12 protein-coding genes are annotated in these 15,375 nt (G+C 65.0%); 6 read left to right on the top strand and 6 right to left on the bottom strand.

From position 1 onward, the window contains the following. Positions 1-17 precede the first annotated feature (17 nt). Entirely contained in the window at positions 18-2,081 is a 2,064-nt protein-coding gene (locus tag BLV60_RS20595) for a VIT and vWA domain-containing protein (RefSeq protein ID WP_093057132.1), read from the bottom strand. 203 nt (positions 2,082-2,284) lie between these two features. On the opposite strand from BLV60_RS20595, the gene creD reads away from it, so the two are divergent. From creD to BLV60_RS20575, 4 genes are all read left to right on the top strand, one after another. Beyond that, positions 2,285-3,727 (top strand): cell envelope integrity protein CreD, encoded by a 1,443-nt coding sequence (creD, locus tag BLV60_RS20590; RefSeq protein WP_093057131.1) that lies wholly within the window; start codon positions 2,285-2,287, stop codon positions 3,725-3,727. A gap of 128 nt (positions 3,728-3,855) precedes the next feature. Next, positions 3,856-5,016, top strand: coding sequence for a glycoside hydrolase family 3 N-terminal domain-containing protein (locus BLV60_RS20585; RefSeq protein ID WP_256329378.1), 1,161 nt, complete (start codon positions 3,856-3,858; stop codon positions 5,014-5,016). A 20-nt stretch (positions 5,017-5,036) separates the two neighbouring features. Further along, positions 5,037-7,439 (top strand): penicillin-binding protein 1A, encoded by a 2,403-nt coding sequence (locus tag BLV60_RS20580; RefSeq protein WP_093057129.1) that lies wholly within the window; start codon positions 5,037-5,039, stop codon positions 7,437-7,439. Between the two features lie 85 nt (positions 7,440-7,524). Next, complete coding sequence (locus BLV60_RS20575; protein ID WP_093057128.1) at positions 7,525-8,136, top strand: hypothetical protein; 612 nt, start codon at positions 7,525-7,527, stop codon at positions 8,134-8,136. On the opposite strand, the gene creC is transcribed toward BLV60_RS20575, so the two are convergent. Both creC and creB read right to left on the bottom strand, forming a co-directional pair. Next, positions 8,130-9,569: a two-component system sensor histidine kinase CreC gene (creC, locus tag BLV60_RS20570; protein WP_093057127.1), complete on the bottom strand. Its 1,440-nt coding sequence runs from the start codon at positions 9,567-9,569 to the stop codon at positions 8,130-8,132. The genes BLV60_RS20575 and creC overlap by 7 nt on opposite strands. Beyond that, entirely contained in the window at positions 9,566-10,360 is a 795-nt protein-coding gene (gene creB / locus BLV60_RS20565) for a two-component system response regulator CreB (protein ID WP_093057126.1), read from the bottom strand. Before creB ends, creC begins: the two co-directional genes overlap by 4 nt. Positions 10,361-10,924: 564 nt before the next feature. Here creB and BLV60_RS20560 point away from each other — a divergent pair. Further along, on the top strand, positions 10,925-11,869 hold the full coding sequence (locus BLV60_RS20560; protein ID WP_093057176.1) for a YcjF family protein: 945 nt from the start codon (positions 10,925-10,927) through the stop codon (positions 11,867-11,869). Between the two features lies 1 nt (position 11,870). On the opposite strand, the gene cueR is transcribed toward BLV60_RS20560, so the two are convergent. Both cueR and BLV60_RS20550 read right to left on the bottom strand, forming a co-directional pair. After that, entirely contained in the window at positions 11,871-12,275 is a 405-nt protein-coding gene (gene cueR / locus BLV60_RS20555) for a Cu(I)-responsive transcriptional regulator (RefSeq protein WP_093057125.1), read from the bottom strand. Next, positions 12,272-12,466 (bottom strand): heavy-metal-associated domain-containing protein, encoded by a 195-nt coding sequence (locus BLV60_RS20550; protein ID WP_007833622.1) that lies wholly within the window; start codon positions 12,464-12,466, stop codon positions 12,272-12,274. The genes cueR and BLV60_RS20550 overlap by 4 nt, the downstream gene beginning before the upstream one ends. A gap of 130 nt (positions 12,467-12,596) precedes the next feature. Here BLV60_RS20550 and BLV60_RS20545 point away from each other — a divergent pair, with 130 nt between their 5' ends. Then, on the top strand, positions 12,597-14,840 hold the full coding sequence (locus BLV60_RS20545) for a heavy metal translocating P-type ATPase (protein ID WP_093057124.1): 2,244 nt from the start codon (positions 12,597-12,599) through the stop codon (positions 14,838-14,840). Positions 14,841-14,850: 10 nt separating this feature from the next. On the opposite strand, the gene BLV60_RS20540 is transcribed toward BLV60_RS20545, so the two are convergent. Continuing rightward, entirely contained in the window at positions 14,851-15,333 is a 483-nt protein-coding gene (locus BLV60_RS20540) for a GNAT family N-acetyltransferase (RefSeq protein ID WP_093057123.1), read from the bottom strand. Positions 15,334-15,375: the final 42 nt, after the last annotated feature.

Below are 15,375 nucleotides of genomic sequence, written 5' to 3'. Positions count from 1 at the left end.
CTCTCTTTTGCTTTTGTTCAGGCAGTGAAACGACGCGCGTCATTGCGGCGTGCGCGGCGGCGCAGCATCGCGAGCATCGACAGCACGACGGCGATGGCGCCCAGCGATTCGGGTTCGGGCGTGCTCGGCACTTCGGCGCCCAGCGCGAGATTGCTCACGCCCTGCGGCATCGGCAGCGGCTGGTTCACGCCCACGCTGTCTTGCGGCGCCACGTTGCGCACCACCTTGTCGACGGCGATGAAGCTCGTGTACTGCGTGAGCAGGCTGTACTTCAGGCCGAGCTCGGTGATGCGTTCCTTGAAGGCCGTGCCGCCTTCGAGCGTTTCCTGGTCGCTCAGGCTCTGGATGCGGTGGCGGGCCCACAGCGTGCGCAGCGCGGCGGTGTCCTGGCGGGTGCGGTCGTCGATGCGAACTTCCTGGCGGTACGGGCCGCTGGCGCTCTGGCCTTCGATGATCACGCGGCCCTTGGCTTCGCCACGCCATTTGCCGAACACGATCACCGGGCGTTCGCCGAGCACGTCGGGCAGGGCTTGAGGTTCCACGTCGTACACATCGAGCCCGCCGAAAGTGGCCTTCACGCTGGTGAGCACCGGCGACTCGACCATGCGGCGAAACCGCGCGGCCTGCTCGGGCGCCTGCACCGGGTCGGTGATGATGAAGGGCTCGCCCACGCCGGCGCGTGCAATGCCTTCCATCAGGCTGCGGTTGACCGACGAACCGATCCCGAAAGCGAACACATTGGCCTTCGAGAGGTTGTTGCGCACCAGCTCGAAGGCTTCGCGCTCGACCGTCACGTAGCCGTCGGTCACCACCACGATGCTTCGCGATACGTTTTCTTCCTTGGGCTCGGCGTACGCGCGCTTGAGCGCAGGAATGAGTTCGGTGCTGCCGCTGCCGCTGTAGTTCTGGATGGTGGCGAGCGCCTGTTCGATGTTGGCGCGCGTGGCCGGCACCGACTTGGGCGAGAGCATCTTGTTGCTGCCGGAGAACAGCAGCACGTTGAAGGTGTCGCTGGGGCGCAGCCCGCCGATCAGGCGTTCGAGCACCGTCTTCGCGGTGTCGAGCGGAAAGCCGTGCATCGAGCCCGAGATGTCCACCACGAAGATGTAGTCGCGCGGCGAGATGGCGCTGGCGGCCACGGCCTTGGGCGGCTCGACCATCGCGAGGAAGAAGTTCTCCGCGTTCTCGCCTTGGCCCTTGTAGAGCATCAGGCCCGATTCGATTTTCTCGCCCGCCAGGCGGTAGTCGAGTACGAAGTCGCGGTTGTCGGCGGGGCGGCCGTCGGCCTTGAGCGCGATGTCGGCGTGCTGGTCTTCGTCGCTCTTCTTCACGTCGATGGTGTGCGTGGCCGAGCGGATTTCCTTGATGCCCATCGGCGTGTCGATGCTGGCCTTGAGCTTGAAGTTGGTGGCCGGCGCCACGCCAGCAGGCAGCGTGGGCTGCGCGACCCACTTGGCCTGCGCGTTCTCCGACTGCGGCGAGTTGTAGCGCGGCCCGACCACAGTCGGGAACACGAACTGGTAGTTGCCCGACTGCGGCACCAGCAGTTCGGTATAGCGCAGCTCCACCTTCACGTCGTCACCGGGCAGGATGTTGGCGACGTTCATCTGGAACACATTGGGCAGGTGCTGCTCGAGCAGCGCGGCGGTCTTGCCTTCCTTCTTGGCGGTGTCGTATTCGATCTGCGCCTGCTGCTTCTCGCGGATCTGCGCGGTGATGAGCCGGTCGGCCAGACGCACGTTGAGGCCGCTCACGGCAGCCTTGGTCGAGCCGGGGAAAACGTATTTCGCTTCAATGGCGCGCTGGCCTTCGTTGCGGTAGGTCTGCGTGACCGTCACGTCGGCGATCACGCCCGAGATCTTCACCGAGACCTCGGTGCCCTTCAACGGCAGGCGGTCGACCGAGGGGTCGTCGCTCTTCACGAAGAAATACGGGCTTTCTGTCTTCAGGCGCGGGCCGGCGGGCGCTTCCTGCGCATGCGCCGGGCGCACGCCCATAGCGATGAAGCCCGCGGTCGCCAGGCTCACGGTGGCGAGCCAGAGCCAGCGGCCGGGACGTGGGGTGGTGATGTGGGCATCCATGGCGGGGGTCCTTGTCCGTGCGAACTTGCACAGCCGCAACTGTCGGCACCACGCGAGAAGGCAGTTGGAAGGCTTCTTGAAGTCGAAAACACCCGAGCGCGGCTCTGTGAAGTCTGTGTGAAGCGAAGCGGCGCGCACGCTTCACACGGCCTTCGGATCGCGCGGCGAGCATCGCGGCTTCGCTACAGACGAGGAGAGAAAAAATGCTTCAGTTGTTGAAGGCCCTTCAGAGCTCGGTGCTGGCCAAGGTCGCCGGCCTGTTCTTCCTGCTGTTGCTCCTGTGCATTCCGCTGGGGGAGATCGACTCGATCAACCGCGCCCGCGGCGAGAGCCAGCGCGAAGCAGCCGACGAGCTCGCCGCCACCTATGCGGGCCGCCAGACGATGGTCGGCCCGCTGCTGCTGGTGCCGTATGTGGAGCGCTGGATGGAGCCGCTGCGCGACGCACAGGGCAAAGTGATCGGCCAGGAGCCGCGCAGCAAGGAAATGGCCCACGTGGTGTTCCCTGACAAGCTGCACATCGAAGGCACGATGGCGCCGCAGGAGCGCTATCGCGGCATCTTCAAGATTCCGTTCTACACGCTCAACGCCGCGCTCACTGGCGGCTTCACGGTCTTCGACCCGAAGGCCGTTCCGCACAGCGAGTCCGATTCGAGCATCGAGTTCAAGGTGCCCTTCATCGCCTTCAACGTGAGCGACCTTCGCGGCCTCGATGGCTCGCCCGCGATGACGGTGGGCAGCGAGACACTGCGCTTCAAGCAACGCGTGCCGGGCCTGGCCGACGGTGCATGGTTTGCAGACGGCATCCACGCGCCACTCACCGGTGCAGCGCTCAGTGCATGGCAAGCCAGCACACCGATCGCGTTTGAAATGAAGCTCGGCCTGGTCGGGCAGGACACGCTCTCCATCGCGCCCATCGCCGAGGAAACGACCGCGCACCTGACCTCGCCCTGGGCGCACCCCAGTTTCGGCGGCCGCTTTCTCGCGGCCGAGCGCAGCGTGACGCCGCAGGGCTTCGACGCGCACTGGCGTGTGTCGTCGCTCGTGACTTCGGCGCGCGAGCAGGTACGCGCGGGTCTCTCGGGTCGCGGCAACGCCGCTGAAGCCGCCACCACTCAGGCACGCCAGAACATAGGTCCGCTGCAGACCTTCGACGTGTCTCTCGCGCAACCCATCAACGTGTATTCGATGAGCACGCGCGCCGGCAAGTACGGTGCGCTGTTCATCGGGCTCGTGCTGATGGCCGCCTTCATGTTCGAGCTGTTCCGCAAGCTGCGCCTGCATCCGATCCAGTACGGCCTGGTCGGCCTGTCGATCGCGCTGTTCTTCCTGCTGCTGCTCGCGCTGTCGGAGAAGTTCGCGTTCTGGATGGCATATGCGGGTGCCGCCACGGCGAGCGTCGCGCTGCTGGCCGTGTACTTCAGCGCGGTGCTGGGAGGCTGGCGGCGCGGCCTGTCCTTCGGCGCCTTCGTGGCGCTGCTCTATGGCGCGCTCTACGGCCTGCTGGCTTCCGAAAGCAACGCGCTGCTGCTCGGTGCGCTGCTGATCTTCGGCATGCTGGCCACGCTGATGCTCGTCACGCGCAAGGTCGACTGGTATGCGCTCTCGCGGCGCGTGGAACCGGCACCGGAAGCGCAGGCGGCATGAGACTGCTGCGGGTCATCGCGAGTGCATCGGGCTGGCTGGCCCTGGCCACACTGTGGTTCTGGGCCTGGCACCTGAAGGACCCGCACCTGCGCTTCATGCGCGCGTGGGAACTGCCTCTGCTGTTGGCGATGCTGGTGGCCGGCATCGCAATCGCCTGGCGGTTTGCACGGGGCAACTTGCGCCCGGTCGCTCTGGGCCTGGCATTCGCGGCCTTGCTGACTGCCCTGTGCAACGAGGCGGCCTCGCACCAGCACCGGGCCGAAGTGAATGAATCGGAGGGCCCGCTCGCACAGGCGCTGGGCGCGCATTTCATCGTCGGGTACGACGATGCGAAAAACCTGCGAGAGCTGGCCAGGAAGGGGCTGATCGGCGGAATCTTCGTAACCGGCCGCAATGTAAAGGGCCGCACGGCCGCTGAACTGCGCACTGAAATCGAGGGCCTGCAGGCATTGCGCCGCGAAGCCGACCTGCAACCGCTGATCGTCGCAACCGACCAGGAAGGCGGCGCGGTTTCGCGTCTCTCGCCACTGGTCGAACGCCAGCCTGCACTCGCCTCGCTGCTCGACGCCGATGTGCCCGACAACGAGCTCACACAACGCGCCCATGCCTACGGCGCGCAACAGGGCAAGGCGCTCGCGGCTCTTGGCATCACGCTCAATTTCAGCCCGGTGGTCGACCTGCGCCCCGGCCGCGCACCGGGCCGCTGGGACTTCCACACCCGCATCGACGAACGCGCGATCTCGGCCGACCCCGCCATCACTGCGCAGGTGGCGCTCGCTTACGAGCTGGGCCTTGAATCCACAGGCGTTCGCGGCACGCTCAAGCACTTTCCCGGCCTGGGCGGCGTGGCCGAGGACACCCATCATTTCGCCGCCGAACTGCGCACGCCTGTCGCCCAACTCGCCGCGCACGACTGGAAGCCGTTTCAAGACGTGTCGAAACATTCGGATGCCGCGATCATGCTCGGCCATGTCATCCTTGTAGAGTTCGACGCCGAATATCCGGTCTCTTTCTCGCGCAAAATCGTGCAGCGGGTGATTCGAGGCGAATGGGTCTACCAGGGCCTGCTCGTCACCGACGATCTCACGATGGGCGCAGCCTACAACCGCGGTCTTTGCGATGCCACCGTTCGCGCCCTCAGCGCAGGCGTGGATCTGTTGCTGATCGCCTTCGACCACGACAAGTATTTCGATGCCATGCATTGCGCGCTGCAGGCTGCGCGGCAAGGCACGCTCGACCTCCCGATGCAGGAACGCAGCAGCGCGCGGCGGCTCCAATCCTTTCGCTAGCCAGTAAGCAGCCAACTCTTATGTTCAAACGCTCAAGCTCCAAACCTTCCGACGACGGCAATGCGGCGTCCAACGAACCCCGCGCGCCATGGAAGCGCATTGCCGGCTGGGGCGCCATCGCGGTCGGCTCCGGCGCGCTCGTGGTGCTGGTTGCCGCCATCGTCGCTGCGGTCGCCATCTATCCAAAGCTGCCCGATGTGTCGGAGCTCTCCGACTACCGGCCCAAGCTGCCGCTGCGCGTGTACTCGACCGAAGGCCAGCTGATCGGCGAGTTCGGTGAAGAGCGCCGCAACCTCACGCCCTTCGCCAACATTCCGAAGGTCATGAAAGACGCGGTACTGGCTGTGGAAGACGCGCGCTTCTACGACCACGGCGGTGTGGACTACAAGGGCTTCCTGCGCGCAGCGGTGGCCAGCCTGAAGGGCGGCCGCAAGCAGGGCGCGTCGACCATCACGATGCAGGTGGCGCGCAACGTGTACCTGAGCTCGGAGCGGACGATGAGCCGCAAGACCTACGAGATCCTGCTGGCACTGCGGCTCGAACGGCAGCTCACCAAAGACCAGATTCTCGAGATCTACCTGAACCAGATCTACCTCGGCAATCGCGCCTACGGCTTTGCGGCCGCCGCCGAAACCTATTTCGGCAAGCCGCTGCAGAACGTCACCATCGCCGAAGCCGCAATGCTGGCCGGCCTGCCGAAGGCGCCCGGCGCCAACAACCCCGTGGCCAACCCGCGCCGCGCGCGGGCGCGCCAGCTCTACGTGATCGACCGCATGCAGGAAACCGGCTTCATCACCGCCGACCAGGCTGCAGAAGCCAAGAAGGAAGAACTGCACCTGCGCGACGCCGCCGATCCGAACCGCCTGCATGCCGAGTACGTGGCCGAGACGGTGCGCCAGATGATGTACGCGCAGTACGGCGACAGCATCTACACCAGCGGCATGAAGGTCTATACCTCGCTCGTGGCGGCCGACCAGGCAGCTGCCTACAGGTCGCTGCGCAAGGGCATCATGGACTACGAGCGCCGCCAGCCCTACCGCGGCCCCGAGAGGTTCGTCGACCTGCCGACCGAGCAGAAGGAAATCGATGAAGCCGTGGACGATGCACTGGCCGAACACCCCGACAACGGCGATGTGGTCGCGGCCGTGGTGCTCGACGCGAACGCGAAGGAAATCAGCGCCGTGCGCGCGAACGGCGAAACCATCCAGATCACGGGCGATGGCCTGAAACCCGCGCAGTCGGGCCTCGCGGCGAAGGCGCCGCCGAACATCAAGATCCGCCGCGGCGCAGTCATCCGCGTGGCGAAGACGCCGAAGAACACCTGGGAGATCACGCAGTTGCCCGAGGTCGAAGGCGCCTTCATCGGCATGGATCCGCGCAGCGGTGCCATCAAGGCGCTGGTCGGCGGTTTCGATTTCGGCAAGAACAAGTTCAATCACGTGACGCAGGCCTGGCGCCAGCCGGGTTCGAGCTTCAAGCCCTTCATCTATTCGGCCGCGCTTGAAAAAGGCTTCACGCCCGCAACCGTGGTGAACGACGCGCCGCTGTACTTCGATGCCAGCGCCAACGGCGGCCAGCCTTGGGAGCCGAAGAACTTCGAAGGCACCTACGAAGGCCCCATGCCGCTGCGCACCGCGCTGATGAAGTCGAAGAACCTCGTCACGTTGCGCGTGCTGGAGTCGATCGGCGCGCCCTATGCGCAAGACTGGATCACCAAGTTCGGCTTCGACAAGGACAAGCATCCTGCCAACCTGCCGATGGGCCTGGGCGCCGGCTCGGTCACGCCGATGCAGATGGCGGTGGGCTATTCGGTGTTCGCCAATGGCGGCTACCGCGTCAATCCGTACCTGGTCACGCGTGTCACCGACATGAGGGACAAGGTCATCATGGAAACCGAGCCGCCTGTGCTCGACGAAGCGCGCCGCGCCATTCCGCAGCGCAACGCCTTCATCATGGATTCGCTGCTGCAGAGCGTGGTGAAGAACGGCACCGGCTTCAAGGCGCACCAGGCCCTGAAGCGCGACGACCTCTACGGCAAGACCGGCACCACCAACGACTCATTCGACACCTGGTTCGCGGGCTTCCAGCCGACCATGGTCGGCATCGCGTGGATCGGCTACGACACACCGCGCCAGCTCGGCGTGCGCGGTGAAACCGGCGGCAGCCTGAGCCTGCCGATCTGGATCGGCTACATGCAGACCGCGCTGCAGGGCGTGCCGGTGACGCAGCCCGCGGAACCGCCTGGCGTGGTGAACGTCGACGGCGAGTGGTACTTCGACGACTTCACGCCGGGCCACAACGTAGCGAGCCTGGGCCTGGAAAGCGAAGCGCCGCCACCGCCGGCCGAAGAACTCACGGGTGCGCCCATCGGAGCGCCGCCAGTACCGGAAGAACGCAACAGGATCCTCGATTTCTTCCGGTAAGTCGCAAAGCTGAAAAGAGAAGGCGGGTCGCGGTGCCTACACTCGGTGCTGCTTCCCGCCTTCTCTTTTTCTTCTCCACGCATCCATGGAAATTCTTACTCTGGTGGCACTCTTTGCCGCCGGCTTCTACATCCTCAAGTCCAGGGAACAGCGCATGCGCATCGCGCTGCTGGCCAGCCACCTCGGCCGCTACCAGATTGAAAGGCTGATGGAGAGCCTCACCTCCGGCTACATGCGCTGCCTCGGCGAAGACGACGCCGAGCGCCGCCAGCAGATCTGGCACCTGCTCGACGCCACCGAGGAAAAGCTCTCCGCCCAGTTCGACAGCTTCGCCGCAGAGTTCTCGCGCATGCCCGAACCCGCCACGCGCGTGAGCAAGCTGCCGGTGGCCATTCCGCTGTTCACACAATTCTTTCCGGGTTCGACCTTCGATGTGCGCCAGGCCCTGCTCATCCACGCACGCGGCGTTGCCGGCGTGATGCGCAACGAAGCCGGACGCACGCCTAAATCGAAAGCCTTCACCATGTCGGCCGAGCTGTTCCTGATGCAGCACACCTGCCACTGGTATTGCCGCTCGAAGACGGTGGCGTCGGCTCGCATGATCGGGCAGCACCAGACGCAGTACCTGCAGGCGCTCGGGGCTGTGAGTCCGGAAACTCGCAGCGCCTATTGCGCGCTGATCGGCCGCCCTCAGTGATGTGACAACAACGGCAGCGTGAGCGTCGCCACGGCGCCACCGCGCGACGCGTTGCCCAGATCGATCCGGCCGCGGTGCAATGCCGCGATCTCCTTCACGAACGCCAGCCCCAGCCCCGTGCTCTTCTTCTGGCTGTGCGGCCTGGCGAGCGAATAGAACTTCTCGAAGACTTTTTCCTGCGCGTATTCCGGAATGCCCGGACCGTGGTCGCGCACGCTCACGCGGGCCAGCTTCGAGGTCGTTTCCAGCGTGAGCAGCACTTCGCTGTCGCGCGGTGAGAAATCGATGGCGTTGTCGAGCAGGTTGCTGATGGCGCGGCGCAGCAGGAACGGGTCGCCTTCGGTGCGGGCATCGTCTCGGATGTTCACGAGCAGTTTGATGTTGCGCTTGGCTGCCGCGGGTTGTGCGCTGGCGGCGATGTCCTCGATCAGCGAAGCCAGCGCCACCGGTTCTGTGCGGTCCAGCGTGCGCCGCGTCTCGAGCGCGGTGAGCTCCATCATGCGGTCGACGATTTCCTGGATGCGTTGCGTCTCGCGTTCGATGTTCTTCAGGAATCGTTCGCGCTCGGCATGCGGCATCGACGGCTCCTGCAGCAGCTCGGCCGCGCCGCGGATGGCCGAGAGCGGGCTTTTCACTTCGTGCGTGAAGGTCTGCACGTAGTCGGCCACGTAGTTGCGGCCGGTGAGGGCATCGCGCATTTCGCTGAAACCGGTGCGTACGCCGTCGACTGCGCGCCGCGCCATGCGCACGAGGCTCAGGCTGCGCTGCGCGCGCACCCAGGCCCAGTAGTCGCGGATCAGGCCGAAGGGCCGCACTAGCCAGATCGAGACGATGAGCGTGAGCAGCAGCAGCGCGAGTGCCGAGCCGACGCCCACCCAGATGGTGCGCACGCGGGCGTCTTCCACGAACTGGCCGAAGCTCTGCACCGGCTTGCCCACGCTGACCATGCCGACGATCTCGTTGTTCCAGCGGATCGGTGCGCCCACGTACATGACCGAAGTGCGCGGGTCGCCGTCGACATCGCGCGAGGTGCGCGCGCCGTAAAGACCGGCGAGCGTGCGGCTCACGTCGGCCCATTGCGAATAGTCGGCACCGAGATGCCTGCCGAGCGAATCGAACATCACACGGCCGTTGCGGTCGGTGACGTACACGCGCAGTTCGACACGGCTTTTGTGCAGGTTGTAGATCTGGGCGGAGAACTCGCGCGCGTAGACCGTTCGGAACAGAGGCTCGAGCCGCGCCGTGTTGATGGCACCGGCGATCACGTCCTGCTCGACCAGGCTCGCCACCAACTGCGAGGTTTCGACCAACGATTCCTCGGCCGATTCACGGTAGCGTGGGTCGATGTCGGAAACGACGCGGTACAGCAGGAAGGCGATGCCCGCCGTGTAGATCAGCAGGATGCCGATGAAGATCCGCGTGCGCCGGGTCACGACGCCTTGGCGGGCAGTTCTTCGTTCAGTGCGTAGCCGGTGCCGCGCAGCGTGCGGATCGGCTCCACTTCCGGCGCGATTGCCTTGAGCTTGGCGCGCAGGGTCTTGATGTGCGCGTCTACCGTCCGGTCGAAGCTGTCGCTGGAATCGTCCCAGACAAGTTCGAGCAGTTCGTCGCGCGTGAAGACGCGGCCGGGCCGTTGCACCAGCAGTCTGAGCAACCCGTATTCGTAACGGGAGAGTTCCAGCAGGCGTCCGTAATAACGAATCTGCATGCGCTCGTTGTCGAGCGAAAAGGGCAGTGCGGGTGCCTGTGAGCTCGCTGGAGGCGTCTGGGCCTGGATTTGATGGGGTATCCCATGGTTTGGAGCCGCGCCCGCTGTGGAGGCTCCTGCGCCGTTTCTGGCGCTGCGCCGCAGGATGGTCCGCACGCGGGCGACGAGTTCGCGCGGCGAAAACGGCTTGGCGATGTAGTCGTCCGCGCCCAGTTCGAGGCCCACCACGCGGTCTATTTCGTCGCTGCGGGCCGTCAGGAACACCATGGGCACCTCCGGGCCGCCCATGGACTGGTTGAGCGCCTGGAGGCGCTTGAAGAGCTCGAAACCATTGAGATCGGGCAATCCGATGTCCAGGATGGCCAGCGCCGGGGGTTCCTGCGCGAACTGGGCGATGGCTTCTTCGGCCGTGGCGCACCAGACCGGAATGAACCCGTCGCTCTTGAGGACGTACTGCAGCGTGTCGGCGATGCCTGATTCGTCTTCGGCAATCAGGATCCGGGGTTTGAAGCTCATCCACGAATGTTACCGAGGGGAGTGGACCGGGAGGACTGGTTTTGTTCAAAGGCGCCATCGACTGGCGCGGCCGTTCGCGGCTTTTTTTTCGCGCGCAGCTTTCCCTTTCCCTGTCTTCTTATTCTTCTTATTCAAATTAGTAGTAGTAGATAAGGGTTGCCCTCTTCTGTGGACATGCCGTTTTTTTCGTTATGTGACAAGCACTTGTCATGGCTCTGTCACTGTGCGCAGCTGCGCTTCCGGTTTGTACCCGCCACATGAACAACATTGGGTAACCGATCCGGCCTGTGGATAAGCCATGGCTTGTTCAAAAACTGTCCCCAGAGTTGTGCTTTGACTCCTTCCGGAAAATCTGCGAAAGGCGGTTTTTCCCCGGAGAAATTCATTGCTGAAAATTTGGGCGATCTGTAGATTTCCCTTTTAAATCAAAGACTTGCAACTCCGCTACACAGAAGTACCAACGTTATCCACAGAGTTACTCAAGGTTTGTGGGGAGAAGCTCGCCGGAACCTTCCGGCCCCTTCGACGACCGAACCTGATCCTTCATATTGCGAAATGTTGAACATGACACCTTCAGAAACAAAGTCGATAGTTACCCTGAGCCTGCTGGCTGCCTTTGTCGATGGTGAGAAGCACGAGCGTGAACGGGCCGAGATCAAGCGGATTGCCGAGGGCCTGTCGCAGGCCGATGGCCTGAACCTGCCGACGCTGTACCAGGACGTGCTGATGAAGCGCGTGTCGCTGGCCTCGGTGGCCGGAGAGCTGAAAAGCAGCGAAGCCAGGCAACTCGCCTACGAGATGGCGGTGTGCGTGTGCGACGCGGACGGCACGCAGTCGGAGGCGGAGCGCATGTTCCTGGCCGATGTGCGCACGTCGCTGGGGCTGGATGCTTCGGCGGCCGCGTTTTCGCAGCAGGCCGAAGACATTGCGGCGGTGCCTGTTGCTGCCGCTGCCGGCACCGCGGTCGCGGCGCCATCGACGCCGAATACGCCCGACGCCGCCGAGCTCGACAAGTCGATCCTCAACGCCGCCATCCTCAACGGCGCGCTGGAGCTGCTGCCCGAGACGCTCTCGACCATGGCGATCATTCCGCTGCAGATGAAGCTGGTCTACCGCATCGGCCAGTCGTACGGCTATCAGCTCGACAGCGGCCACATCAAGGATTTCCTGGCCACGGTCGGCGTGGGCCTGACTTCGCAGTACCTGGAGCAGGCCGGGCGCAAGCTGCTCGGCGGCCTCCTTGGCAAGGTTGGCGGTGGATTGCTTCGCGGGCTGGGCAACCAGGCCGTGAGCTCGGGGATGAGCTTCGCTTCGACCTACGCACTGGGCCATGTGGCCAAGCGCTATTACGCCGGCGGCCGCACGCTCTCGACGCAGATGCTGAAGGACGCGTTCTCGGGCGTGGTGAAGGAAGGGCAGAGCCTGCAGACGCAGTACCTGCCGGCCATCCAGGAAAAGGCCCGCACGCTGGATGCGGGCAAGGTGCTGTCGCTGGTGCGGGGCGCCTGATCTAGACCTTGCTCAGGTCGTCGAGGATCGGGCAGTCCGGCCTTGCGTCGCCGTGGCAGCAATGAACCAGGTGGGCCAGCGTGTTGCGCATGGATTGCATGTCGGCAATGCGCTGCTCCAGTTCACCAAGATGCTTTTCGGCGATGCGCTTCACGCTCGAGCTTGCGCGCCGACGGTTGTTCCACAGCCCGACCAGCTCCGCGATTTCTTCCATCGAGAAACCCAGGTCGCGCGAGCGCTTGATGAAGCGCAGCGTGTGGATGTCAGCTTCTCCATACTGGCGGTAGCCGCTTTCGGTGCGCGCCACCGCCGGCAGCAGGCCCAGCCCTTCGTAGTGGCGGACCATACGGGCCGACACGCCGGAGCGCTGCGCCGCTTCGCCGATGGCGACGTGGCCCGTCGTCATTGAACCGCGTAGCCCGCGTTCTCGATCGCGGCCACGATGTCCTTGCGCGGCTGTTCGCTCAGTACGTCGACATGACCCGTTTCCAGATCGACCGTGACCTGCGCTTCGGGGTCCACCGTTTGCACCGCGTTCTGCACCGCGCTCACGCAGTGGCCGCAACTCATGCCCGTGACCTGGAATTTCTGGCTCATCGTAGTAGCTCCTTGAAAGTGATTGACTGAGGGCGCAAGTTTGAACCCTCTCACGATGTCAATGTCCAGCGCAGGGGCACTGAATTTCTCCTCTTGACCTTGCCATGGTGTGAGGCTTTAGCCTTGGCGCATGGAAAAAGTTCTGCAGCAGCAAATCCCCGGCACCACCACGCTCGACCTCTCGGTCGGCGGCATGACTTGCGCCTCGTGCGTGATGCGTGTCGAGCGTGCTCTGAAAAACGTGCCGGGCGTGCAAGACGTGAGCGTGAATCTCGCGACCGAATCGGCCCGCGTGGTGACAGGCGGCAACGAAGACATGGACGTCCTGCTGCGCCGAGCCGTACGGGCCGCAGGCTACGAGCCGCGCGCGGCGAGCACAGCGGCCGAAGAAGCCGCGCTGTCGCCATGGCACGGCTTCGGCCCGGTCGCCGTCGGCCTGGTGCTTTCGATTCCCTTGCTGGCACCGATGCTTGGCGATCCTTTCGGGCAAGACTGGATGCTGCCGCCATGGTTGCAGCTGCTGCTCGCAACGCCGGTGCAGTTCTGGCTGGGAGCGCGCTTCTATCGCGCGGGCTGGCATGCGGCAAAAGCGCGCACCGGCAATATGGATCTGCTGGTGGCGCTCGGCACCAGCGCGGCCTTTGGCTTGTCGCTCTGGCTCTGGTGGCGCGCGGCCACCGGCGAGCATGCGGGCCACGGTGCGATGCCGCACCTGTACTTCGAGGCTTCGGCGGTGGTGATCACGCTGGTGCTGCTCGGCAAGTGGCTGGAGGCGCGTGCCAAACGCCAGGCCACGTCGGCGATCCGTGCGTTGCAGCAGTTGCGGCCCGAAGTGGCTCACCTGGTCGGCGCGCGCGGCAAGGAAAGCGATGTGCCGCTGGCCGAGGTGATGGTGGGCGACCGCCTCGCGGTGCGGCCCGGCGAACGCGTGCCTGCCGACGCACGCGTGATCGAAGGGCAATCCGAAGTCGATGAATCGATGCTCACCGGCGAGCCGCTGCCGGTGGCCAAAGGGCCGGGCGATGCATTGACAGGCGGCGCGGTGAACGGCGACGGCCGCATGGTCATCGAAGTGAGCGCGATCGGCGCCGAGAGCGTGCTCGCGCGGATCATCCGGCTCGTCGAAGACGCGCAGGCGGCGAAGGCGCCGATCCAGCGGCTGGTGGACAAGGTTGCGGCCGTGTTCGTGCCGGTGGTGCTGGTGATTGCGCTCTTCACGCTGGCGGGCTGGCTGATTGCGGGTGCGGGCATCGAGACTGCGTTGATCCATGCCGTGGCGGTGCTCGTCATTGCCTGCCCGTGTGCGCTGGGCCTTGCAACGCCCGTCGCGGTGATGGCGGGTACGGGCGTGGCGGCGCGTCACGGCATCCTGATCAAGGATGCGCGTGCGCTAGAAGTCGCGCACCGCGTCGACACCGTTGCATTCGACAAGACCGGCACGCTGACGATCGGCCGGCCGGTGCTCACTGCGCTGGTACCCGTGGCAGGCACCGATGCCAGTGAAGATCAATTGCTGGCGACGGCCGCCAGCCTGCAGAGCGGCAGCGAGCATCCGCTGGCCAAGGCGGTGCTGGCCGCTGCGGCGCAGCGCAACGTGCAGGTGCCTGCGCTGGGTGTGATGCAGGCGTGGCCGGGTCGCGGTGTGCGTGGTGAAGTCGACGGCGTGCACTGGGCCATCGCCAGCCTGCGTTGGTGCCGTGAACTCGACGCGATGCCCGATGCTGCGGAAGTCGATCGTCTGCAGTCTCAAGGCGCCACGGTGTCCGCGCTGTTGCGCTTCGATGAAGCCGGTGCCGCGCACGTGCAGGCATTGTTCGCCTTCGCCGACGAGCCCAAGCCGCAAGCTGCAGAAGCCATCCGCACGCTGCGTGCACGCGGCCTGCGCGTGGTGATGATTTCGGGCGACAACCTGCGTGCGGCTCAAGCCATGGCGGCGCGGCTGGGCATCGCGGCCGAAGACGTACGCGCCGATGTGCTGCCGGCCGACAAGGCGGCGCAGGTTTCAGCATTGAGGAAGAACGGGCACGTCGTGGCGATGGTCGGCGACGGCGCGAACGATGCGCCCGCGCTGGCCGCGGCCGACGTGGGCATCGCGATGGCGCCTTCGGGTGGCGGCACCGACGTGGCGATGGAAGCGGCCGGCATCACGCTGATGCGTGGCGATCTCGCGCTGGTGGCACAGGCCTTCGAGCTCTCTGCACGCACGGTCGCGAAGATCCGGCAGAACCTGTTCTGGGCCTTTGCCTACAACGTGGCCGGTATTCCGCTCGCCGCCTTCGGCTTGCTGAGCCCGGTGGTGGCCGGTGCAGCCATGGCGCTGTCGAGCGTGAGTGTGATGGCCAACGCGCTGCTGCTGCGGCGCTGGAAGCCCTGACGATGCCTTTTCAGTCGAACAGCAGCGCCATCACGTACTCGTCGACGTAGTTATCTTCGCCGGCCCGCTTGTAGTACTTGCGCAGCGTACCTTCGCGCTCGAAGCCCAGCTTCTCGTAGAAGCGCAGCGCGGGCGCGTTGTCGCTTTCGGCGAAGAGCTCGATGCGCTTGACGCCGGCAGTCTTCAGTGCGTCGATGGCCTCGCCAACCATGGCGAGCGCAACGCCCTGGCCATGGAATGCGGGATCGACAGCGAGCGTACCGAGGCCGGCTACATGCTGAATGCGACCCGGATAGCGCGTGGCGCGGTAGAAGCCCGCGATGCGTCCTTCGCGTTCGTAGACGTAGAAGCACCGGGTGTCGAGCAGTGCCTGGTAGATGGCGCGAAAGTCTTCGATCGGCATCGGGTCGTAGCCGAGGAAGCGCACGACCTTCTCGTGCATGTAGAGGGCAAAAACGGCGTCGATGTCTTCGGGTGTGGCCAGCCTGCGCATGATGATGGAATGCTCCCGGTGCGATGAGAGCGCCGAGCATAC

The organism is Variovorax sp. YR634, assembly GCF_900106655.1.
GTDB lineage: Bacteria > Pseudomonadota > Gammaproteobacteria > Burkholderiales > Burkholderiaceae_C > Variovorax.
This window is presented reverse-complemented; position numbering and strand designations above follow the sequence as displayed.

What these genes read in the sequence shown, in the direction of transcription:
- BLV60_RS20595 (WP_093057132.1), bottom strand. Translation starts at nt 2,081, where the DNA reads ATGGATGCCCACATCACCACCCCACGTCCCGGCCGCTGGCTCTGGCTC.
- creD (WP_093057131.1), top strand. Translation starts at nt 2,285, where the DNA reads ATGCTTCAGTTGTTGAAGGCCCTTCAGAGCTCGGTGCTGGCCAAGGTC.
- BLV60_RS20585 (WP_256329378.1), top strand. Translation starts at nt 3,856, where the DNA reads ATGCTGGTGGCCGGCATCGCAATCGCCTGGCGGTTTGCACGGGGCAAC.
- BLV60_RS20580 (WP_093057129.1), top strand. Translation starts at nt 5,037, where the DNA reads ATGTTCAAACGCTCAAGCTCCAAACCTTCCGACGACGGCAATGCGGCG.
- BLV60_RS20575 (WP_093057128.1), top strand. Translation starts at nt 7,525, where the DNA reads ATGGAAATTCTTACTCTGGTGGCACTCTTTGCCGCCGGCTTCTACATC.
- creB (WP_093057126.1), bottom strand. Translation starts at nt 10,360, where the DNA reads ATGAGCTTCAAACCCCGGATCCTGATTGCCGAAGACGAATCAGGCATC.
- BLV60_RS20560 (WP_093057176.1), top strand. Translation starts at nt 10,925, where the DNA reads ATGACACCTTCAGAAACAAAGTCGATAGTTACCCTGAGCCTGCTGGCT.
- cueR (WP_093057125.1), bottom strand. Translation starts at nt 12,275, where the DNA reads ATGACGACGGGCCACGTCGCCATCGGCGAAGCGGCGCAGCGCTCCGGC.
- BLV60_RS20550 (WP_007833622.1), bottom strand. Translation starts at nt 12,466, where the DNA reads ATGAGCCAGAAATTCCAGGTCACGGGCATGAGTTGCGGCCACTGCGTG.
- BLV60_RS20545 (WP_093057124.1), top strand. Translation starts at nt 12,597, where the DNA reads ATGGAAAAAGTTCTGCAGCAGCAAATCCCCGGCACCACCACGCTCGAC.
- BLV60_RS20540 (WP_093057123.1), bottom strand. Translation starts at nt 15,333, where the DNA reads ATGCGCAGGCTGGCCACACCCGAAGACATCGACGCCGTTTTTGCCCTC.